This is a genomic window from Streptomyces sp. NBC_01618 (genome assembly GCF_045209435.1).
In the GTDB taxonomy this organism is placed as follows: domain Bacteria; phylum Actinomycetota; class Actinomycetes; order Streptomycetales; family Streptomycetaceae; genus Streptomyces.
On record NZ_CP109297.1, the window covers coordinates 5392050 to 5407653 of the forward strand.

Annotated in this window: 12 protein-coding genes, 2 pseudogenes and 1 riboswitch; of the genes and pseudogenes, 7 read left to right on the plus strand and 7 right to left on the minus strand. The window is 70.2% G+C overall.

The annotated features are described in order from the left end of the window. Positions 1–138: 138 nt before the first annotated feature. The 5 genes from OH735_RS25185 to OH735_RS25205 all read left to right on the plus strand — a co-directional run bounded on the left by OH735_RS25185 (position 139) and on the right by OH735_RS25205 (position 5564). Positions 139–1557, plus strand: coding sequence for an HD-GYP domain-containing protein (locus tag OH735_RS25185; protein ID WP_406383796.1), 1419 nt, complete (start codon positions 139–141; stop codon positions 1555–1557). Continuing rightward, entirely contained in the window at positions 1554–2825 is a 1272-nt protein-coding gene (locus OH735_RS25190; RefSeq protein WP_406383798.1) for an HD-GYP domain-containing protein, read from the plus strand. Before OH735_RS25185 ends, OH735_RS25190 begins: the two co-directional genes overlap by 4 nt. Positions 2826–2916: 91 nt before the next feature. Next, positions 2917–3909, plus strand: coding sequence for a tetratricopeptide repeat protein (locus tag OH735_RS25195; protein ID WP_406383800.1), 993 nt, complete (start codon positions 2917–2919; stop codon positions 3907–3909). 105 nt (positions 3910–4014) lie between these two features. Next, positions 4015–4653 (plus strand): peptide deformylase, encoded by a 639-nt coding sequence (gene def / locus OH735_RS25200; protein WP_406383802.1) that lies wholly within the window; start codon positions 4015–4017, stop codon positions 4651–4653. A 173-nt stretch (positions 4654–4826) separates the two neighbouring features. Beyond that, on the plus strand, positions 4827–5564 hold the full coding sequence (locus OH735_RS25205) for a D-Ala-D-Ala carboxypeptidase family metallohydrolase (RefSeq protein WP_406383803.1): 738 nt from the start codon (positions 4827–4829) through the stop codon (positions 5562–5564). Here OH735_RS25205 and OH735_RS25210 read toward each other — a convergent pair. The 7 genes from OH735_RS25210 to OH735_RS25240 form a co-directional block, all read right to left on the minus strand. Further along, complete coding sequence (locus OH735_RS25210) at positions 5486–6655, minus strand: family 20 glycosylhydrolase (protein ID WP_406383804.1); 1170 nt, start codon at positions 6653–6655, stop codon at positions 5486–5488. The genes OH735_RS25205 and OH735_RS25210 overlap by 79 nt on opposite strands. Then, positions 6610–7524, minus strand: a complete 915-nt coding sequence (locus OH735_RS25215) for a glycoside hydrolase family 20 zincin-like fold domain-containing protein (RefSeq protein WP_406383805.1) — start codon at positions 7522–7524, stop codon at positions 6610–6612. The genes OH735_RS25210 and OH735_RS25215 overlap by 46 nt, the downstream gene beginning before the upstream one ends. A 218-nt stretch (positions 7525–7742) precedes the next feature. Next, a complete protein-coding gene (locus OH735_RS25220; RefSeq protein ID WP_406383806.1) occupies positions 7743–8777 on the minus strand; it encodes a ribonucleotide-diphosphate reductase subunit beta in 1035 nt (344 codons plus the stop codon). Continuing rightward, on the minus strand, positions 8777–11206 hold the full coding sequence (locus OH735_RS25225; protein ID WP_406383808.1) for a ribonucleoside-diphosphate reductase subunit alpha: 2430 nt from the start codon (positions 11204–11206) through the stop codon (positions 8777–8779). Before OH735_RS25225 ends, OH735_RS25220 begins: the two co-directional genes overlap by 1 nt. 138 nt (positions 11207–11344) lie before the next feature. Beyond that, a riboswitch (cobalamin riboswitch) is annotated at positions 11345–11479 on the minus strand. Between the two features lie 148 nt (positions 11480–11627). After that, on the minus strand, positions 11628–13265 hold the full coding sequence (gene mctP / locus OH735_RS25230) for a monocarboxylate uptake permease MctP (RefSeq protein ID WP_406383810.1): 1638 nt from the start codon (positions 13263–13265) through the stop codon (positions 11628–11630). Beyond that, positions 13262–13516: a DUF3311 domain-containing protein gene (locus OH735_RS25235; protein ID WP_383755704.1), complete on the minus strand. Its 255-nt coding sequence runs from the start codon at positions 13514–13516 to the stop codon at positions 13262–13264. The genes mctP and OH735_RS25235 overlap by 4 nt, the downstream gene beginning before the upstream one ends. Before the next feature lie 269 nt (positions 13517–13785). Further along, positions 13786–14550 (minus strand): GntR family transcriptional regulator, encoded by a 765-nt coding sequence (locus OH735_RS25240; RefSeq protein WP_327278037.1) that lies wholly within the window; start codon positions 14548–14550, stop codon positions 13786–13788. 279 nt (positions 14551–14829) lie between these two features. Between OH735_RS25240 and OH735_RS25245 the strand changes: the two are divergent. After that, positions 14830–15364: pseudogene (locus OH735_RS25245) on the plus strand (extracellular solute-binding protein); the annotation flags it as partial. Then, positions 15324–15596, plus strand: a pseudogene (locus OH735_RS25250) (carbohydrate ABC transporter permease); the annotation flags it as partial. The pseudogenes OH735_RS25245 and OH735_RS25250, both read left to right, overlap by 41 nt. Positions 15597–15604: the final 8 nt, after the last annotated feature.

A 15604-nucleotide genomic window follows, 5' to 3' on the forward strand; every position in this document is an offset into this window, starting at 1 on the left:
TGTAGTGGCGCCCCCGTATCAACCGCGTCCGCGCCCTATCACCCGAACGTGCTAATCGGGCTCGTTGCCCGTCGGCCGGACGCACAACTCGCTAGCGTGGCGCCTCCATTGGGCATGTGGGGGAGGCGGGCGGGGCGGGTGAGAGCCACACGCGGGGCGGCGCGCGGGTACATCCTGGCGGCCGCGGCCGGTGCCCTGTTCTGTGTGCTCCCCGCGCTGCGCCCCGGCGCCGGGACCCCGTGGGTCACCGTCGGACTGCTCACCGGCCTCTACCTGGCCTGCGAACTCCCCGGGCGCTGCCCCTTCTTCGGCAGCTCCGTGCCGATCCGTGCCGGATCGTTCTTTCCGCTGCTGCTGGCCGCCGCCTTCCTGCTGCCGCCCGCCGCGGCCGCCCTGGTCGCGATACCCGGCTCGCTGGCCGGCCGGGTGGAGACCCCGCCCGCCACCGCACGGCGTGTCTGGCGGGCCGCGCAGCTCGCCGTCACTGTCTGGGCGGCCTCGTCCGTCCACGGTCTGCTCGGCGGGACCGCCACGCTCGGCGCCGCGGGCCGTGGCTCCGACCGGCTCCCCGACCTCCCGTACGCGCTGCTGCCCGCCTGCGCCGCCGCCCTGGTGTTCAGCCTCGTCCTGACCGCGCTGGACGGCTCGATCCTGGTCGCCGCAGAGCGGCTGCCCGTCCGGCGCGCCTGGAACGGACTGCCGGCCCGCTCGCTGGGACCGCATCTGGTGCACGGACTCGCCGGGCTGATGATGGCCGTCCTGTGGCGCGGCCCGTACGGACCGCTGTCCGCGCTCATCGTCCTGCTGCCGATGTACATCTCCTGCTGGGCCTTCGCCCAGTACCACCGCGAGCACGCCGCCCACCGCGCCACCATCAGGGCCCTGGTGCAGGCCGTCGACATCAAGGACACGTACACCCGTGGGCACAGCGAACGGGTCGGCCACGCCTGCGTCCTCATCGCCCGCGAACTGGGCATGGACCAGGGCCGCCTGGAGGTCCTCCGGTTCGCCGGGATCCTGCACGACGTCGGCAAGCTCGGCGTCCCGACCCGGGTGCTCCGCAAGGACGGACCCCTCACCCCGGAGGAACGGCGGGTGATCGAACTGCATCCGGAGTACGGGCACGAGATCGTCCGCGGCATCGGCTTCCTCGGCGAGGCGCGGGCCGCGATCCTGCACCACCACGAACGGCTCGACGGCAGCGGCTACCCGTACGGCCTCAGTGGGCGGGAGATCCCCGAGTACGCCCGGGTCGTCGCGGTGGCGGACGCCTTCGACGCCATGACGTCGACCCGGTCCTACCGGCGGGGGCGGCCGGTGCCCGTGGCGCTGGAGGAGCTGAAGCGGTGCGCGGGCACGCAGTTCGATCCGCGGATGGTGCGGGCGCTGGTGCGGGCGCTGGACCGGCACGGCTGGTCGGCGGCGACGACCGTGGTCACGGCGGACGAGGCGATTCCGCGGCCCCGGCGGGAAGGCGAGCCCGGCCCCGCGGCTCCCGCCGGCGGGCTCGACCAGGCCGCCCCGGGTCCGCGGCCGGCCGCGGACCGTCCCCGATGACCCGGTCCGCCCGCGGCCGGCGGACGGCGCTGCCCCCCGCCGTCCTCGCCGTCCACGGCGCCGCCGCCGTGCTCGCCGCCGCCGGGCTCGGCCACACCCTCTGGGAGGGCGTCCACGAACCCGGCCACGCCCTCGCCTTCGGAGTGCTGATCACCGTCGGCGAACTGGCCCGCTGGGGGGCGCTGCCCGGCGAGCGAGAGCCCGCACCCCTCGGGGCCGCCGGAGCACTCGCGTACGCCCTCATCGGCCGCAGCGGCGGCGCGCCCACCACCCACGGCGTCCTCCAGGTGATCGCCGTGCTCGCCGCGGCGCAGCTCGTCGCCTGCGTCCCCCAGGTGGCGCGCGGCAGCGGACCCGCGCCCGACCGGGTGGCCCGCCGCATCCTGACCGTCACCTTCGCCGCCGCGTGCTTCCAGCCGCTGTACAACTCCGGCCGCTTCCCGGACAGGTTCGGCGAAGGCCCGTACTACGTGCTCCTCATGCTCCTGCTCCTCGCCCTGACCGCCCTGTGCGACGCCGTGCTCGCCGCCCTGCTGCTGCGCTCGCGCACCGGCCATCCGTACGGGCCACTGCTCCGCGACGAGCTGCGCGCGCTCATCGGCATCGGCTCGGCGGTCTGCGCGACCGGCGTCGTGATGGCCCTCGGGGTCGCCGTCGCCGGACTGTGGGCGCTGCCCGTGCTGTGCGTACCGCTGCTGCTGACCCAGGTCTCGTTCCGCCGGTTCGTCGCCGTGCGCACCACCTACCGGCAGACGATCACCTCGCTCGCCCGGTCCACCGAGATCGCCGGGTACACCCCGCCCGGACATGCCCGCCGGGTCGCGACGCTCTGCACGGCCGTCGGCCGTGAACTGGGGCTCTCCGGGAACGAGCTGACCGTGCTGGAGTACGCGGCCCTGATGCACGACATCGGTCAGCTCTCCCTCGTCGACCCGGTCCCGGACGGGGCGACGGCCGCCCTGCCCACCGCCGAGCAACGCCGGATCGCGCTGCTCGGCGGGTTCGTGGTGCGGCAGACCGGGGTGGACACCGAGATCGCGGTCGTGGTGGAGCGGCAGGCCGACCCCTACCGCGAGCAGCCGCTGTCCGCCAGGATCGTCAGGGCCGTCAACGCATACGACGACCTGTGCGGGGAAAGTCTCATCGGGCCGCTGGGTGCGCTGGAACAACTCAGGCTCGGGACCGGTCACGACTACCAGCCCGAGGTCGTGGAATCACTGGCCCGAGTCCTGGCCCGGGGCGGTCTGACCCCCGTCCCGCCTGGGTAACCCATGGGTAATGAGCGGGCGTCCGGCCCGGCATGGTTGGATGCGAAGAAGAGCGGAAAACGAGGGTGTCCAGTCGGGACAGGCGGGAATCGTGAGGATCTTCGGGAAGGTACGGCATCGGCCCTCCGCCTCTTGGCGGCAGGCCACGGACCGCGCGTTCACGCTGATCGGCGACGGCCGGTACGAGGACGCGGGCGCGCTGCTGACACGTGCGGCGGACCTGGAGCCCTGGCTCTCCGAGTCATGGTTCAACCTTGCGCTGCTGCACAAATTCCGGCATGACTGGGAACAGGCGAGAGCCGCCGGCCTCCGGGCCGTCGCGCTGCTCGACAAGGAATCCGGCGCTCCCGACTGGTGGAACGTCGGGATCGCCGCCACCGCGTTGCAGGACTGGCCGCTGGCGCGCCGCGCCTGGCAGGCGTACGGCCTGAAGGTGCCGGGCACCGGCCAGCACACCTCGGCGGCCAACAGCGAGCCCGTCGGCATGGAGCTGGGCAGCGCCGCGGTACGGCTGTCGCCGGAGGGCGAGGCCGAGGTGGTCTGGGGGCGCAGGCTCGATCCGGCCCGGATGGAAGTGCTCTCCATCCCGCTGCCGTCGTCCGGCCGCCGCTGGGGCGAGGTCGTTCTGCACGACGGGGTGCCGCACGGCGAGCGGGTCACCGCGGCCGGGCCCTCGTACCCCGTCTTCGACGAGATCGAGCTGTGGGCCCCGTCCCCCGTCCCCACTTGGGTGGTGCTGCTCGAAGCGGCCACCGAGGCGGACCGGGACGCGCTGGAGCAGCTGGCGTCCGACGCCGGGTTCGCCGCCGAGGACTGGTCGTCCTCCGTGCGGCTGCTCTGCCGGGCCTGTTCGGAGAGCCGGATGGAGAGCGACGAGGGCGACGGCGAGCACCTCGATCCGCACGACCACAGCGAGCCCGGGCATCCGGGCCCGCTGAGGCATCGCACCGCCGGTGAGCTGTGGGTGCCCGAGCGCGAGTGCGGGATAGCGGCACCGGCCGGGCTGGTGCGCGGACTGCTGGACGGCTGGGTCGCGGACAGCCCGGACAGCCGTGAGTGGCGGGATCTCGAAGAAGTCTGCTGACCGGTGCCCGTAGGCTGTACGGGCACCGATCGCGGTGCACGGGTGCCCGGGTCCCGGACCTTCGGATGCCCGGGTTTCAGGTTTTGAGGAAGGCGTACGGCGGACATGGCGCAGCAGGAGACGGACGAGCAGATCAGGGTCGACGACGAGGGTTTCGTCGTGGACACGGAGGACTGTGAGGCGCGCGAGGCGGCATATCGCGAGCGCGGCACCTCCCGTCCGATCACGGTCGTGGGCAACCCGGTGCTGCACAAGGAGTGCCGCGACGTCACCGAGTTCGACGACGAGCTGGGCCGGCTGATCGACGACATGTTCGCGAGCCAGCGGACGGCGGAGGGCGTGGGCCTGGCCGCCAACCAGATCGGTGTCGACCTGAAGGTTTTTGTCTACGACTGCCCGGACGACGACGGTGTGCGGCACGTGGGCGCCGTCTGCAACCCGGTGCTGGAGGAGCTGGCCCCCGAGGACCGGATCCTGGACGACTCCAACGAGGGCTGCCTCTCCGTCCCGACGGCGTACGCCTCCCTGGCCCGCCCGGACTACGCGGTGGTCCGCGGCCAGGACGCCAAGGGCAATCCCGTCAGGGTCCGGGGCAACGGCTACTTCGCCCGCTGCCTCCAGCACGAGACGGACCACCTGTACGGATACCTGTACATCGACCGGCTCTCGAAGCGGGACCGCAAGGACGCGCTGCGGCAGATGGCGGAGAACACGCCGCGCTACGAGACCGTGCCGAACGACTGAGACGTCGGCCGCTGCCGCCGGGCGGGCCCGGTCTCCCTCGCGAGGGAGACCGGGCCCGCCCGGCTTCTTCTCCTCGACGGGTCATCAACCGCCTTTCGTCCATGTGTTGTTGACGCGCGTTGACTTGTCCGACAAGCTCTCTCACCACATCTCCGTCATGATAGGGAGCCCCCATGCTCAGACGCACCGCACGACTCCTGCTCGGTCTTGTCATGACCATGGCTTTCGCCTTGGGTGGTGCCGTGGTCACCGCCGGCACCGCACAGGCCGACGGCTGCTACACCTGGACCCGCACCCTGTCCCCGGGCGCCACCGGCAACGACGTCGTCCAGCTCCAGATCCGGGTGGCCGGCTACCCCGGCTACAACTCCGTGCTCGCCGTGGACGGCTCCTACGGACCGGCCACGACCGCCGCCGTCAAGCGCTTCCAGGCCGCCTACGGACTCGCCGCCGACGGCATCGCGGGCCCCGCCACCCAGGCCAAGATCTACGAGCTCCAGGACGAGGACTGCACCCCGGCCCACTTCAGCTATGCCGAGCTCAACCAGTGCAATACGACCTGGGCGGGTGGTGCGGTCGCGGCGGGCACGGCGAAGGCCAACGCCCTGAGCACCATGTGGAAGCTGGAGGCACTGCGGCACGCGCTCGGTGACCAGTCGATCCGGATCACCAGCGGGTTCCGTTCCACCTCCTGCAACAGCGCGGTCGGCGGCGCGTCCAACAGCCGCCATCTGTACGGCGATGCGGCCGACCTCGGAGCCGGACCGCACGCCCTGTGCACCCTCGCCAAGGAGGCCCGCAACCACGGCTTCAACGGGATCCTCGGCCCGGGCTACCCCGACCACGGCGACCACGTCCACGTCAACCAGGGCCCCAGCCACTTCTGGTCGGCGCCGAACTGTGGAATCTGACGCACGAGGGCCCCGTGCGCCGGTCCGTCCGAACCGGCGTACGGGGCCCTTCCGTGTCGCGCGTCAGGCGGTCTTCGCCGCGAGCCGCGTCGCGCCCGTCGTCTGGACCGCGGCGCCGTCAGACGGAGCTGCGAGATCGCGTTGCGCAGGGTCACCGCGCCCGCCCCGGTGTCCAGCTGCCAGCGCTGGGTGCGCGCCGTTGCCGAGCAGGTTCCGAGCGACAGTTCGGCCCCGACCTCCAGGGGCGCGCCCAGGTACTTCTTTCCGCGCACCGCGTCCAGGCACTGGCCGGTCTCGGCGGAGCGCACCGTGTAGTACCCGTCGGCGGTGGCCGTCAGCGTCCAGGAGGCCGCGGCGCCGCGGACCAGGGACACGCCCGCGTCCGCGGCGGGGGCTAGCGCCCGGTCGCCCGCGGTCAGCCGGTACGTACCGTCGGCGAGCGGGGTGCGGTCGGTGTTCGACCAGCCCGGCGCGTGGCCGATCTTGCGGGCCAGCGCCTCGAACCCGGCGTACGTCGGGCTCGGCTTCGGGCCGCCCCAGGTGGCCTGCGCCAGGAAGCGCAACGGCATGAACGTCTTCGCCTCGACCTCGTTCTCGGTCTCGGCCGCGGCGCTGTCCGGCCACAGGCTGATCTTGGCCCCGGTGAGGTTCGCCGCCGTCGCGGGAAGCGTCTCGCCCTCGAAGCGCAGGGGCGTCCAGTCGCTCTCGTAGAGCTTCTGCGTCTGCGTCGTGTAGCCGCCGCGCACGAGGTAGAGCGCGTACGCGGAGTTCATGACCTGACGGCCCTCGGCGAGCAGCGCGGACGGCTTCTGGATGGCGCCGCCGCCCAGCCAGTGCTCCACAGTGATGTCACGGTTCAGCGGGACGACGCCGTTCCTGCCCGCCAGACCGTCGTTCCAGATCCGCAGCGACCGGCCGTCGGCCCGCACGTGCGCGTCGACCTGGTTGATGAAGTCGACGAAGAGGTCGTCGGGGGTCGCGCTCGCGCCGAACTTCGCAGTCGCCGCGGTCTGCAGCTGCGGATAGTTCGGGTACGAGGAGCCGATCATGTACTCGTCGGCGCCCATGTGCCACAGGAGCGGGTGTTCCACACGCTCAGCGCCTCGTCGACCATCGAGGTGTAGTACGTCAGGGCCTCGGGCCGGGAGATGTCGAGCCGGGGCGGGGAAGCGACCCCGTTCCTGTCCTTGAGCTGGAGCTCCGGGTGGTTCTCCAGATAGGTGTCCATGTGGCCGGGGGAGTTGATCTCCGGCACCAGCTCGATGTGGTATTTCTTCGCCAGCGCGACCAGGGTGCGGACCTGGGGCTTCGTGTAGTAGCCCCAGAACGCCGACGCCGGGTCGGTGTCGCTCTTGACCTTGACCTCGATCCACAGCTGGTTGAGCTTCTGGGCGGCCATGTCCTTCATCAGCCGCTCGAACCACGGGATCGAGACGTTGATGTAGCAGGCGCACACCCCGACCCCGCGCTCCCGGTACGCCGGCACATCGGTCGCCGAACCGCGCGCGGCCCGGCCGTCGTCGTTCAGCAGCTGGAGCACGGTCCGCGAACCGTAGAAGACGCCGGTGGAGGTCGCGGCAGTGACGGTGACCCGGTCGCCGACGTCGAGCCGGTAGCCCTCCGCGCCCAACGAGCCCTTCAGGGACGGGTCCTGACGCAGCACGATGTCACCGGAACGGGCGGCTGCCCGGCCCTGCGACACCGACGCCGTTCCCCGCAGCTCACCGGCGAACCGGCGCGCGTCGGCGGCCGTACGGCTGTCCCGAGCCCCGTCCAGTACGATCCTCGCCCGGTCGGGCAGCGTGAACTCGCCCTCGCCGGCCTGCCATTGCCGCAACGAGGGCAGCACTTCCGGCGGCGCCGCGGCGGCGGGGGCGTCGTCGGCCGAGGCGCTCTGCCAGGGCAGCAGCGCGGCTGCGAGCGCGGCCACCACGGCCCCGATGGTTTTTCGTCCTGCCATCCGCATCGTCATGCGAGCGACCCTCTTGGACACGGTGGCTGTGGTCCATGGACAGTCGTGGCGAGCGGTTGGACGAATGATCCGTCCTCTGCCCCAAGGGCGCGGCAGGAAAGCACCGTTCGATCCCGTGCTTGTCGAACTGGTACTCCGGAGCGAAGGCTGAACCCGCCGGACTGTCCTCCGGGATATTCGAAGAACAGCCCGACGTGGTAGTGCGATCAGAAATCCTCGTCGAGGTCCACCGAGCCCTCGACCGCCACCTGGTAGGCGGACGGGCGGCGCTCGAAGAAGTTCGTCAGTTCCTGGACGCCCTGGAGCTCCATGAACGCGAACGGGTTCTCGGAGCCGTACACCGGGGCGAAGCCCAGGCGGGTCAGGCGCTGGTCGGCGACGCACTGGAGGTACTCGCGCATCGACTCCGTGTTCATGCCCGGCAGACCGTCACCGCACAGATCGCGGCCGAACTGCAGCTCGGCGGCCACGGCCTCCTTCAGCATGTCGGTGACCTGCTGCTGGAGCTCGTCGTCGAAGAGGTCCGGCTCCTCCTTGCGGACGGTGTCCACGACCTCGAACGCGAAGTTCATGTGGCAGGTTTCATCCCGGAAGACCCAGTTCGTCCCCGTGGCGAGACCGTGTAGCAGACCCCGCGAGCGGAACCAGTAGACGTACGCGAACGCGCCGTAGAAGAACAGCCCCTCGATGCACGCCGCGAAACAGATCAGGTTGAGCAGGAAGCGACGGCGGTCGGCCCTTGTCTCAAGGCGCTCGATCTTCTCGACCGAATCCATCCACTTGAAGCAGAACTGCGCCTTCTCGCGGATGGACGGAATCTCCTCGACCGCGTCGAACGCGGCGGCGCGGTCGTCCGGATCGGGCAGATAGGTGTCCAGCAGCGTCAGATAGAACTGGACGTGCACGGCCTCCTCGAAGAGCTGCCGCGAGAGGTACAGCCGCGCCTCGGGGGAGTTGATGTGCTTGTACAGCGTCAGCACGAGGTTGTTGGAGACGATCGAGTCACCCGTCGCGAAGAACGCGACGAGCCGGCCGATCATGTGCTGCTCGCCGGGGGACAGCTTGGCGAGGTCGGCGACGTCGGAGTGCAGGTCGACCTCCTCCACCGTCCAGGTGTTCTTGATCGCGTCGCGGTAGCGCTCGTAGAAGTCCGGGTAGCGCATGGGGCGCAGGGTCAGTTCGAAGCCCGGGTCGAGCAGGTTCTTGTCGCGCGTGGTCTTCTCGGAGTCGGTGGAGCTCATCACTGGCAGGCCTCGCAGGACTCGGGGTTTTCGAGGGAGCAGGCGATCGCGTCCGCGTCGGGCGCCGAGGCCTGCTGTACGGGAATAGGTGCGGTGGCCGCGGCCTGGCCGGAGGCGGCGCGGGCGATCCGAGTAGCGGGGCGCGAGCGCAGGTAGTACGTCGTCTTCAGCCCCTGCTTCCAGGCGTACGCGTACATCGAGGAGAGCTTGCCGATCGTCGGCGTCTCCATGAAGAGGTTCAGCGACTGGCTCTGGTCGAGGAACGGGGTACGGGCCGCCGCCATGTCGATCAGTCCGCGTTGCGGGATCTCCCACGCCGTGCGGTACAGGGCCCGCACGTCCGCCGGGATCCAGGTGAAGCCCTGCACCGAACCGCTCGCCTCGCGCAGCGCCTCGCGGGTTCGCGCGTCCCACACGCCGAGCTGCTTCAGCTCCTCCACCAGATACGCGTTGACCTGGAGGAACTCACCGCTGAGCGTCTCGCGCTTGAAGAGGTTGGAGACCTGTGGCTCGATGCACTCGTACACACCCGCGATCGAGGCGATCGTCGCCGTCGGCGCGATGGCGAGCAGCAGCGAGTTGCGCATCCCGGTCTTCGCGATCCGGGCGCGCAGCGCGTCCCAGCGCTCCGGCCAGTTCAACTCGGTGGCGTAGTGGTCGGGGTGCAGCACACCGCGCGCGGCCCGCGTCTCGGACCAGGCCGGCAGCGGACCGGACCGCTCGGCGAGGTCGCAGGACGCCTCGTACGCCGCGAGCATGATCCGCTCGGAGATCCGCGTGGAGAGCGCCCGGGCCTCGGGGGAGTCGAACGGCAGCCGCAGCCGGAAGAAGACGTCCTGCAGACCCATCGCACCCAGGCCGACGGGGCGCCACTTCGCGTTGGAGCGGCCGGCCTGCTCGGTGGGGTAGAAGTTGATGTCGACGACCCGGTCGAGGAACGTCACGGCGGTACGGACGGTGGCGTCCAGCCGCTCCCAGTCGATGTCACCGTCGGCGACGAACGCGCCGAGGTTGACCGAACCCAGGTTGCAGACGGCCGTCTCGCCGTCGTCGGTGACTTCGAGGATCTCGGTGCACAGATTCGACGAGTGGACGACGCGGCCCGGCTCGGCGGTCTGGTTCGCGGTCCGGTTGGCGGCGTCCTTGAACGTCATCCAGCCCTGGCCGGTCTGTGCCAGGGTCCGCATCATCCGGCCGTACAGCTCACGGGCCGGCATCGACTTGCGGGCCAGCCCCTTGGCCTCGGCGGCCCGGTACGCGGCGTCGAACGCGTCGCCCCACAGGTCGACCAGCTCGGGCACGTCGGCGGGCGAGAACAGCGACCAGTCGCCGTCCGCGTCGACCCGGCGCATGAACTCGTCCGGGATCCAGTGCGCCAGGTTGAGGTTGTGCGTACGCCGCTGGTCCTCGCCCGTGTTGTCGCGCAGTTCCAGGAACTCCTCGATGTCCGCGTGCCAGGTCTCCAGGTAGACGGCGGCGGCGCCCTTGCGACGGCCGCCCTGGTTGACCGCGGCGACGGAGGCGTCGAGCGTCTTCAGGAACGGCACGATGCCGTTGGAGTGCCCGTTGGTGCCACGGATCAGCGAACCGCGGGCGCGGATGCGGGAGTACGAGAGACCGATGCCGCCCGCGTGCTTCGAGAGCCGCGCCACCTGGTGGTAGCGGTCGTAGATCGAGTCGAGTTCGTCGAGCGGGGAGTCCAGCAGGTAGCAGGAGGACATCTGCGGGTGCCGGGTGCCGGAGTTGAACAGGGTCGGCGAGGACGGCAGGTAGTCGAGCCGGCTCATCAGCCCGTACAGCGCCGCGACTTCGTCCAGGGCGCGCTGCCCCGCTTCTGAATCGGGCCCAGCGTTCTCGGCGAGCCCGGACGCGACCCGCAGCATGAAGTGCTGGGGCGTCTCGATGACCTGGCGGGTGTGCGGGTGGCGCAGCAGATAGCGGCTGTGCAGGGTCCGCAGCCCGAAGTAGCCGAAGCGGTCGTCGGCGCCGTCGGCCAGCGAACGTTCCACCAGCGCGTCGAGGGCGGCCGCGTGCAGCGCGACGAACTCGGCGGTGCGGTCCGCGATCAGGCCCTCGCGGTGCCCGACGGCGACCGAGGCGGAGAAGGAGACGGCGCCCTGGCCGGCCGCCTCTTCGGCGATGGCGAGGGTCAGGAGCCGGGCGGCGAGCCGGGAGTAGGCGGGGTCCTCGGAGATCAGCCCGGCGGCGGCCTCGGTGGCCAGCGCGCGCAGTTCGGCCTCGTCCGCCCGGGCGCTGCGGCCGCGCAGCGCGGCGGCGGCGACGCGACCGGGGTCGGTGTCGGGCAGATCGACGGTGAGGTCGGTCAGGGTCCGCAGCAGTGCGGTTCCCGGTCCGTCGTGTGCGGTTGCCGCGGACTCGGCCGCTTCGGACACGGCGGCTGAAGCCGGATCGGCTGGCGCGATGGTCACGTGGTGCTCTCCCTCGCTCGGCTCGGGGCCGGCGGGGAACGGGGCAGCCGGGCAGAGGCGGGCCCGGGACGGGGCAGCACTCCGTACGGCGTCCACCGGCCCAACCGCGAGGCCCGGACGTCTGGCATCCGGTTCGGTCGAGCCGGATGCACTGTCGGCAGGTCCTCGGACTTACTCGGGGTGCGCAAAAGCGCACCGAACACACCGTTGCGGGACAGTTCCGGATTCGCACCGGATTCCCCTGCGGCGACAGCGAGCATGAGCATACATGTGGGGGCCGCCCGATGAGGCAGCCCCCACATGTTGTGTCGTGCAACAGAACTCGGGACGCGTGTACGGCCCGCCGCCGAGCGCACGGACGGCCCGCCGCGCCCCGCTGGAGGGGGCTCGACGGGCCGTCGTACGGCTGTGGGAGCGGCCGTCAGTGGCCGCCGCCCGGTGCCCCCGCCGTGGCCGGCGGGAGCTCCACCTGGACGCCCTTGTCGCCCGCGTCGGCCGTGTAGTCGGCCGGTGAGGTCTCGTCGACCCCGACGGGTGCCTTCACGGCGTTCAGGACGAAGGTGAGCGCCACCGTCACCACCGCGTTCAGTACGAACGCCGTGAGGCCGATGTAGCCGATCTCGCCGATGCCCGGGATCTCCTTGGACGACCCGCCGAAGTGCGCCTGGGTCGGGCTGGCGACGCCGTACGCGGCCACCGTCCCGTACACCATGCCGACCGCCCAGCCCGCGAGCAGCGCCCAGCGGTGGAACCAACGGGTGAACAGGCCGCCGACCAGGGCCGGCATCGTCTGGAGGATCCAGATCCCGCCGAGCAGCTGGAAGTTGATCGCGACCGTCTTGTCCATAGTGAGGACGAAGGCGAGCGCGCCGACCTTCACCAGCAGTGAGACCAGTTTGGAGACCCGGGTCTCCTGCGCGGGTGTCGCGTCGGGCTTCAGGAAGTCCTTGTAGATGTTGCGGGTGAACAGGTTCGCCGCGGCGATCGACATGATCGCGGCGGGCACCAGCGCGCCGATGCCGATGGCGGCGAACGCGACACCCGCGAACCAGTCCGGGAACATGGTCTCGAACAACTGCGGGATGGCCAACTGGCCGTTGTCCACCTTGATTCCGGCGGCGATCGCCATGAAGCCGAGCAGCGCCAGCAGGCCCAGCATCAGCGAGTACAGCGGCAGGATCGTGGTGTTGCGCCGGATCACATTGCGGCTGCGGCTGGAGAGCGTCGCCGTGATCGAGTGCGGATACATGAACAGCGCCAGCGCCGAGCCCAACGCCAGGGTGGCGTACGTCCACTGGCCCGTTGCCCCGGGCGCGAGGCCTGCCACCGGTTTGCCGGCTGCCTCGTTGACGGCGGCGAACTTCTCGCTCGCCCCGGCGAAGATGTTGTCGAAGCCGCCGAGCTTGATCGGGATGTAGATGATCGCCACCGCGATGACCAGGTAGATCAGCCCGTCCTTGACGAACGCGATCAGCGCGGGCGCCCGCAGACCGGACGAGTAGGTGTACGCGGCGAGCACCGCGAACGCGATCAGCAGCGGCAGGTCCTTGATGAACCAGTGGGTGTTCTCGCCGCCGCCGACGCCCATCACGTCCAGCACCGCCTGGATGCCGACGAGTTGGAGCGCGATGTACGGCATCGTGGCGAGGATGCCCGTGACGGCGACCGCCAGCGACAGCCCCTTCGAGCCGAAGCGGCCGCGGACGAAGTCCGAGGTGGTCACGTAGCCGTGCTTGTGCGAGACCGACCAGAGTCGCGGCAGGAAGGTGAAGATCAGCGGGTACACGAGGATCGTGTACGGCACGGCGAAGAAGCCGGCCGCGCCCGCCGCGTAGATCGCCGCGGGCACGGCGACGAAGGTGTACGCGGTGTACAGGTCGCCGCCGAGCAGGAACCAGGTGACCCAGGTGCCGAACGACCGTCCGCCCAGGCCCCATTCGTCGAGGCTGGCCTCGTTCTCGGCCTTGCGCCAGCGAGCCGCCAGGAAGCCCATGACCGTGACGGCCGCGAAGAAGAAGATGAAGACGCCGAGCGCGACGCCGTTCACGCCGTCCTTCATGCCGACGCACCCCCCTTGCGGGCGCGCTGGTCACGCTGCCACAGCTTGTACGCGATCATCGTGAGCGCGGTGGAGATCAGCACCCAGAGCATCTGGTACCAGTAGAAGAACGGAATGCCGATGAAGGTGGGGTCCACCTTCGCGTACGAACTCACCCAGAGCATCGCCACGAACGGCGCGATGAGACAGAGGGCGATGACCACCCGCACCGGTGTGACGGTCGGTGGATTTCCTTCTGGGTCTGCTGGCATGCGGCGACTCCGTCCCCTCGTTGATCACCTGATGTAATGCGCAGGAAATCTAGGGGAGGCTTCCGGTCACCGTCACCCCCTGTCCGCATTGCGGTCCGGCAACGGTCCCGTGAGCAGGGCGCGAATGTTCGGAATATCGCCAAACGTACGAGAGTTGGTCCGGAACAGGACGTGCGAACGGCCCCCGTGGAGTGGTGGATTCCACGGGGGCCGGCGTGGCTGTGCGTACGGGGTGCGGTGACCGGAAGCAGCCGGTCGCCGTGACGGGTTCAGTCCGTCGGCCGCTTCAGACGGGCCACGAACTTGTACCGGTCGCCGCGGTAGACCGAGCGCACCCACTCCACCGGTTCGCCCCGTCCGTCCAGTGAATGCCGCGAAAGCATCAGCATCGGAAGGCCCACATCGGTACCGAGCAGCCCGGCCTCGCGCGGTGTGGCGAGTGAGGTCTCGATGGTCTCCTCGGCCTCGGCCAGCCTGACGTCGTACACCTCGGCGAGCGCGGTGTAGAGGGACGTGTACTTCACCAGCGAACGGCGCAGCGCAGGGAAGCGTTTGGCCGAAAGGTGCGTGGTCTCGATCGCCATCGGCTCACCGCTGGCCAGCCGGAGGCGCTCGATCCGCAGTACGCGGCCGCCGGTCGTGATGTCGAGCAGCCCGGCGAGCGTGTCGTCGGCCGTGACGTAGCCGATGTCCAGCAGCTGGGAGGTCGGTTCGAGTCCCTGCGCGCGCATGTCCTCGGTGTACGAGGTGAGCTGGAGGGCCTGGGAGACCTTCGGTTTGGCGACGAAGGTCCCCTTGCCCTGGATGCGCTCCAGCCGTCCCTCGACGACCAGTTCCTGGAGGGCCTGGCGCACGGTGGTGCGCGAGGTGTCGAACTCGGCGGCCAGGGTCCGCTCGGGGGGCACGGGAGTGCCCGGCGGCATGGTGTCCGTCATCTCCAGGAGATGTCGCTTCAGCCGGTAGTACTTCGGGACGCGCGCCGTCCGCGTGGTCGCGCCCGTCTCGTTCTCCGTACTGCCCCCGTCGGCACCCATGGCCCGCCTTCCCGACTGCTGCGTTGCTGCCGTCACCGGCTCCTCCGTCTGTCGCGGCTCACATGGTGGCACGGCCCGGTCACGGGTCGTCGCCCTCCCTCAGATGTCGGTCCTGTAACGGACGCGAGTGCACTTCTTATACACCCTTGACACCCCTAAAGGTCTAGGCCAAGCTCCCGGTGCTGGTCTAAACCATTAAAGACCAGGTCCAGCCCCAGCAGTACTCGTCGAATGTCTTCGCGGTGGGCGGGGTTGCAGTATCCCTGAGGAGGGTTTGGCGTGAAGCGCAAGCTCATCGCGGCGATCGGCGTCGCGGGCATGATGATCGGCCTGGCGGCGTGCGGGTCCGACGACGGTGGCAGCGACAGCGGTAAGAGGACCGGCCCGGACAGCAAAAGAGGGTCAGACGCTCACCGTCTGGGCCATGGACGGCTCCACGCCTCCCGGCTGGACCAAGGACCTGACCGCGGCCTTCAAGAAGAAGACCGGCGCCACGCTGAAGTTCGAGACCCAGAAGTGGGACGGCATTCAGCAGAAGATCACCACCGCTCTCTCCGAGTCGACCCCGCCGGACGTCATCGAGGTCGGCAACACCCAGACCCCCGCCTACGCGGCCACCGGTGGCCGCGCCGACGTCGGTGCCTTCATCGGCATGGGCTGGGAGGCCGGCACGGCCATCGCCGCCAACAAGGACATCGAGAGCGACATCGGCTACTTCACCATCCCGGGTGAGACCGCCGACAAGCCCGAGGGCGTCTTCCTTGGTGGCTCCACTCCTGCCTTTGCTCGGCCCCGGCCTCATGGCGACCTCGCTCTTCGGCTTCATCACCGCCTGGAACGAATTCCCGCTCGTCCTCATCCTCAACAAGAACATCGAGTCACAGACCCTGCCGCTCTGGCTCTCTCAGTTCCAGACCGCGTTCGGTGACGACTGGGGCGCCACCATGGCCGCCTCCTCGCTCTTCGCGATCCCGATCCTGGTCCTCTTCATCTACCTGCAGCGCAAGGCCGTCAGCGGCCTCACCGACGGCGCCGTGAAGGGATAACGCACCTC

What these genes read in the sequence shown, in the direction of transcription:
- OH735_RS25190 (WP_406383798.1), top strand. Translation starts at nt 1,554, where the DNA reads ATGACCCGGTCCGCCCGCGGCCGGCGGACGGCGCTGCCCCCCGCCGTC.
- def (WP_406383802.1), top strand. Translation starts at nt 4,015, where the DNA reads ATGGCGCAGCAGGAGACGGACGAGCAGATCAGGGTCGACGACGAGGGT.
- OH735_RS25205 (WP_406383803.1), top strand. Translation starts at nt 4,827, where the DNA reads ATGCTCAGACGCACCGCACGACTCCTGCTCGGTCTTGTCATGACCATG.
- OH735_RS25215 (WP_406383805.1), bottom strand. Translation starts at nt 7,524, where the DNA reads ATGGCAGGACGAAAAACCATCGGGGCCGTGGTGGCCGCGCTCGCAGCC.
- OH735_RS25220 (WP_406383806.1), bottom strand. Translation starts at nt 8,777, where the DNA reads ATGAGCTCCACCGACTCCGAGAAGACCACGCGCGACAAGAACCTGCTC.
- mctP (WP_406383810.1), bottom strand. Translation starts at nt 13,265, where the DNA reads ATGAAGGACGGCGTGAACGGCGTCGCGCTCGGCGTCTTCATCTTCTTC.
- OH735_RS25235 (WP_383755704.1), bottom strand. Translation starts at nt 13,516, where the DNA reads ATGCCAGCAGACCCAGAAGGAAATCCACCGACCGTCACACCGGTGCGG.
- OH735_RS25240 (WP_327278037.1), bottom strand. Translation starts at nt 14,550, where the DNA reads ATGGGTGCCGACGGGGGCAGTACGGAGAACGAGACGGGCGCGACCACG.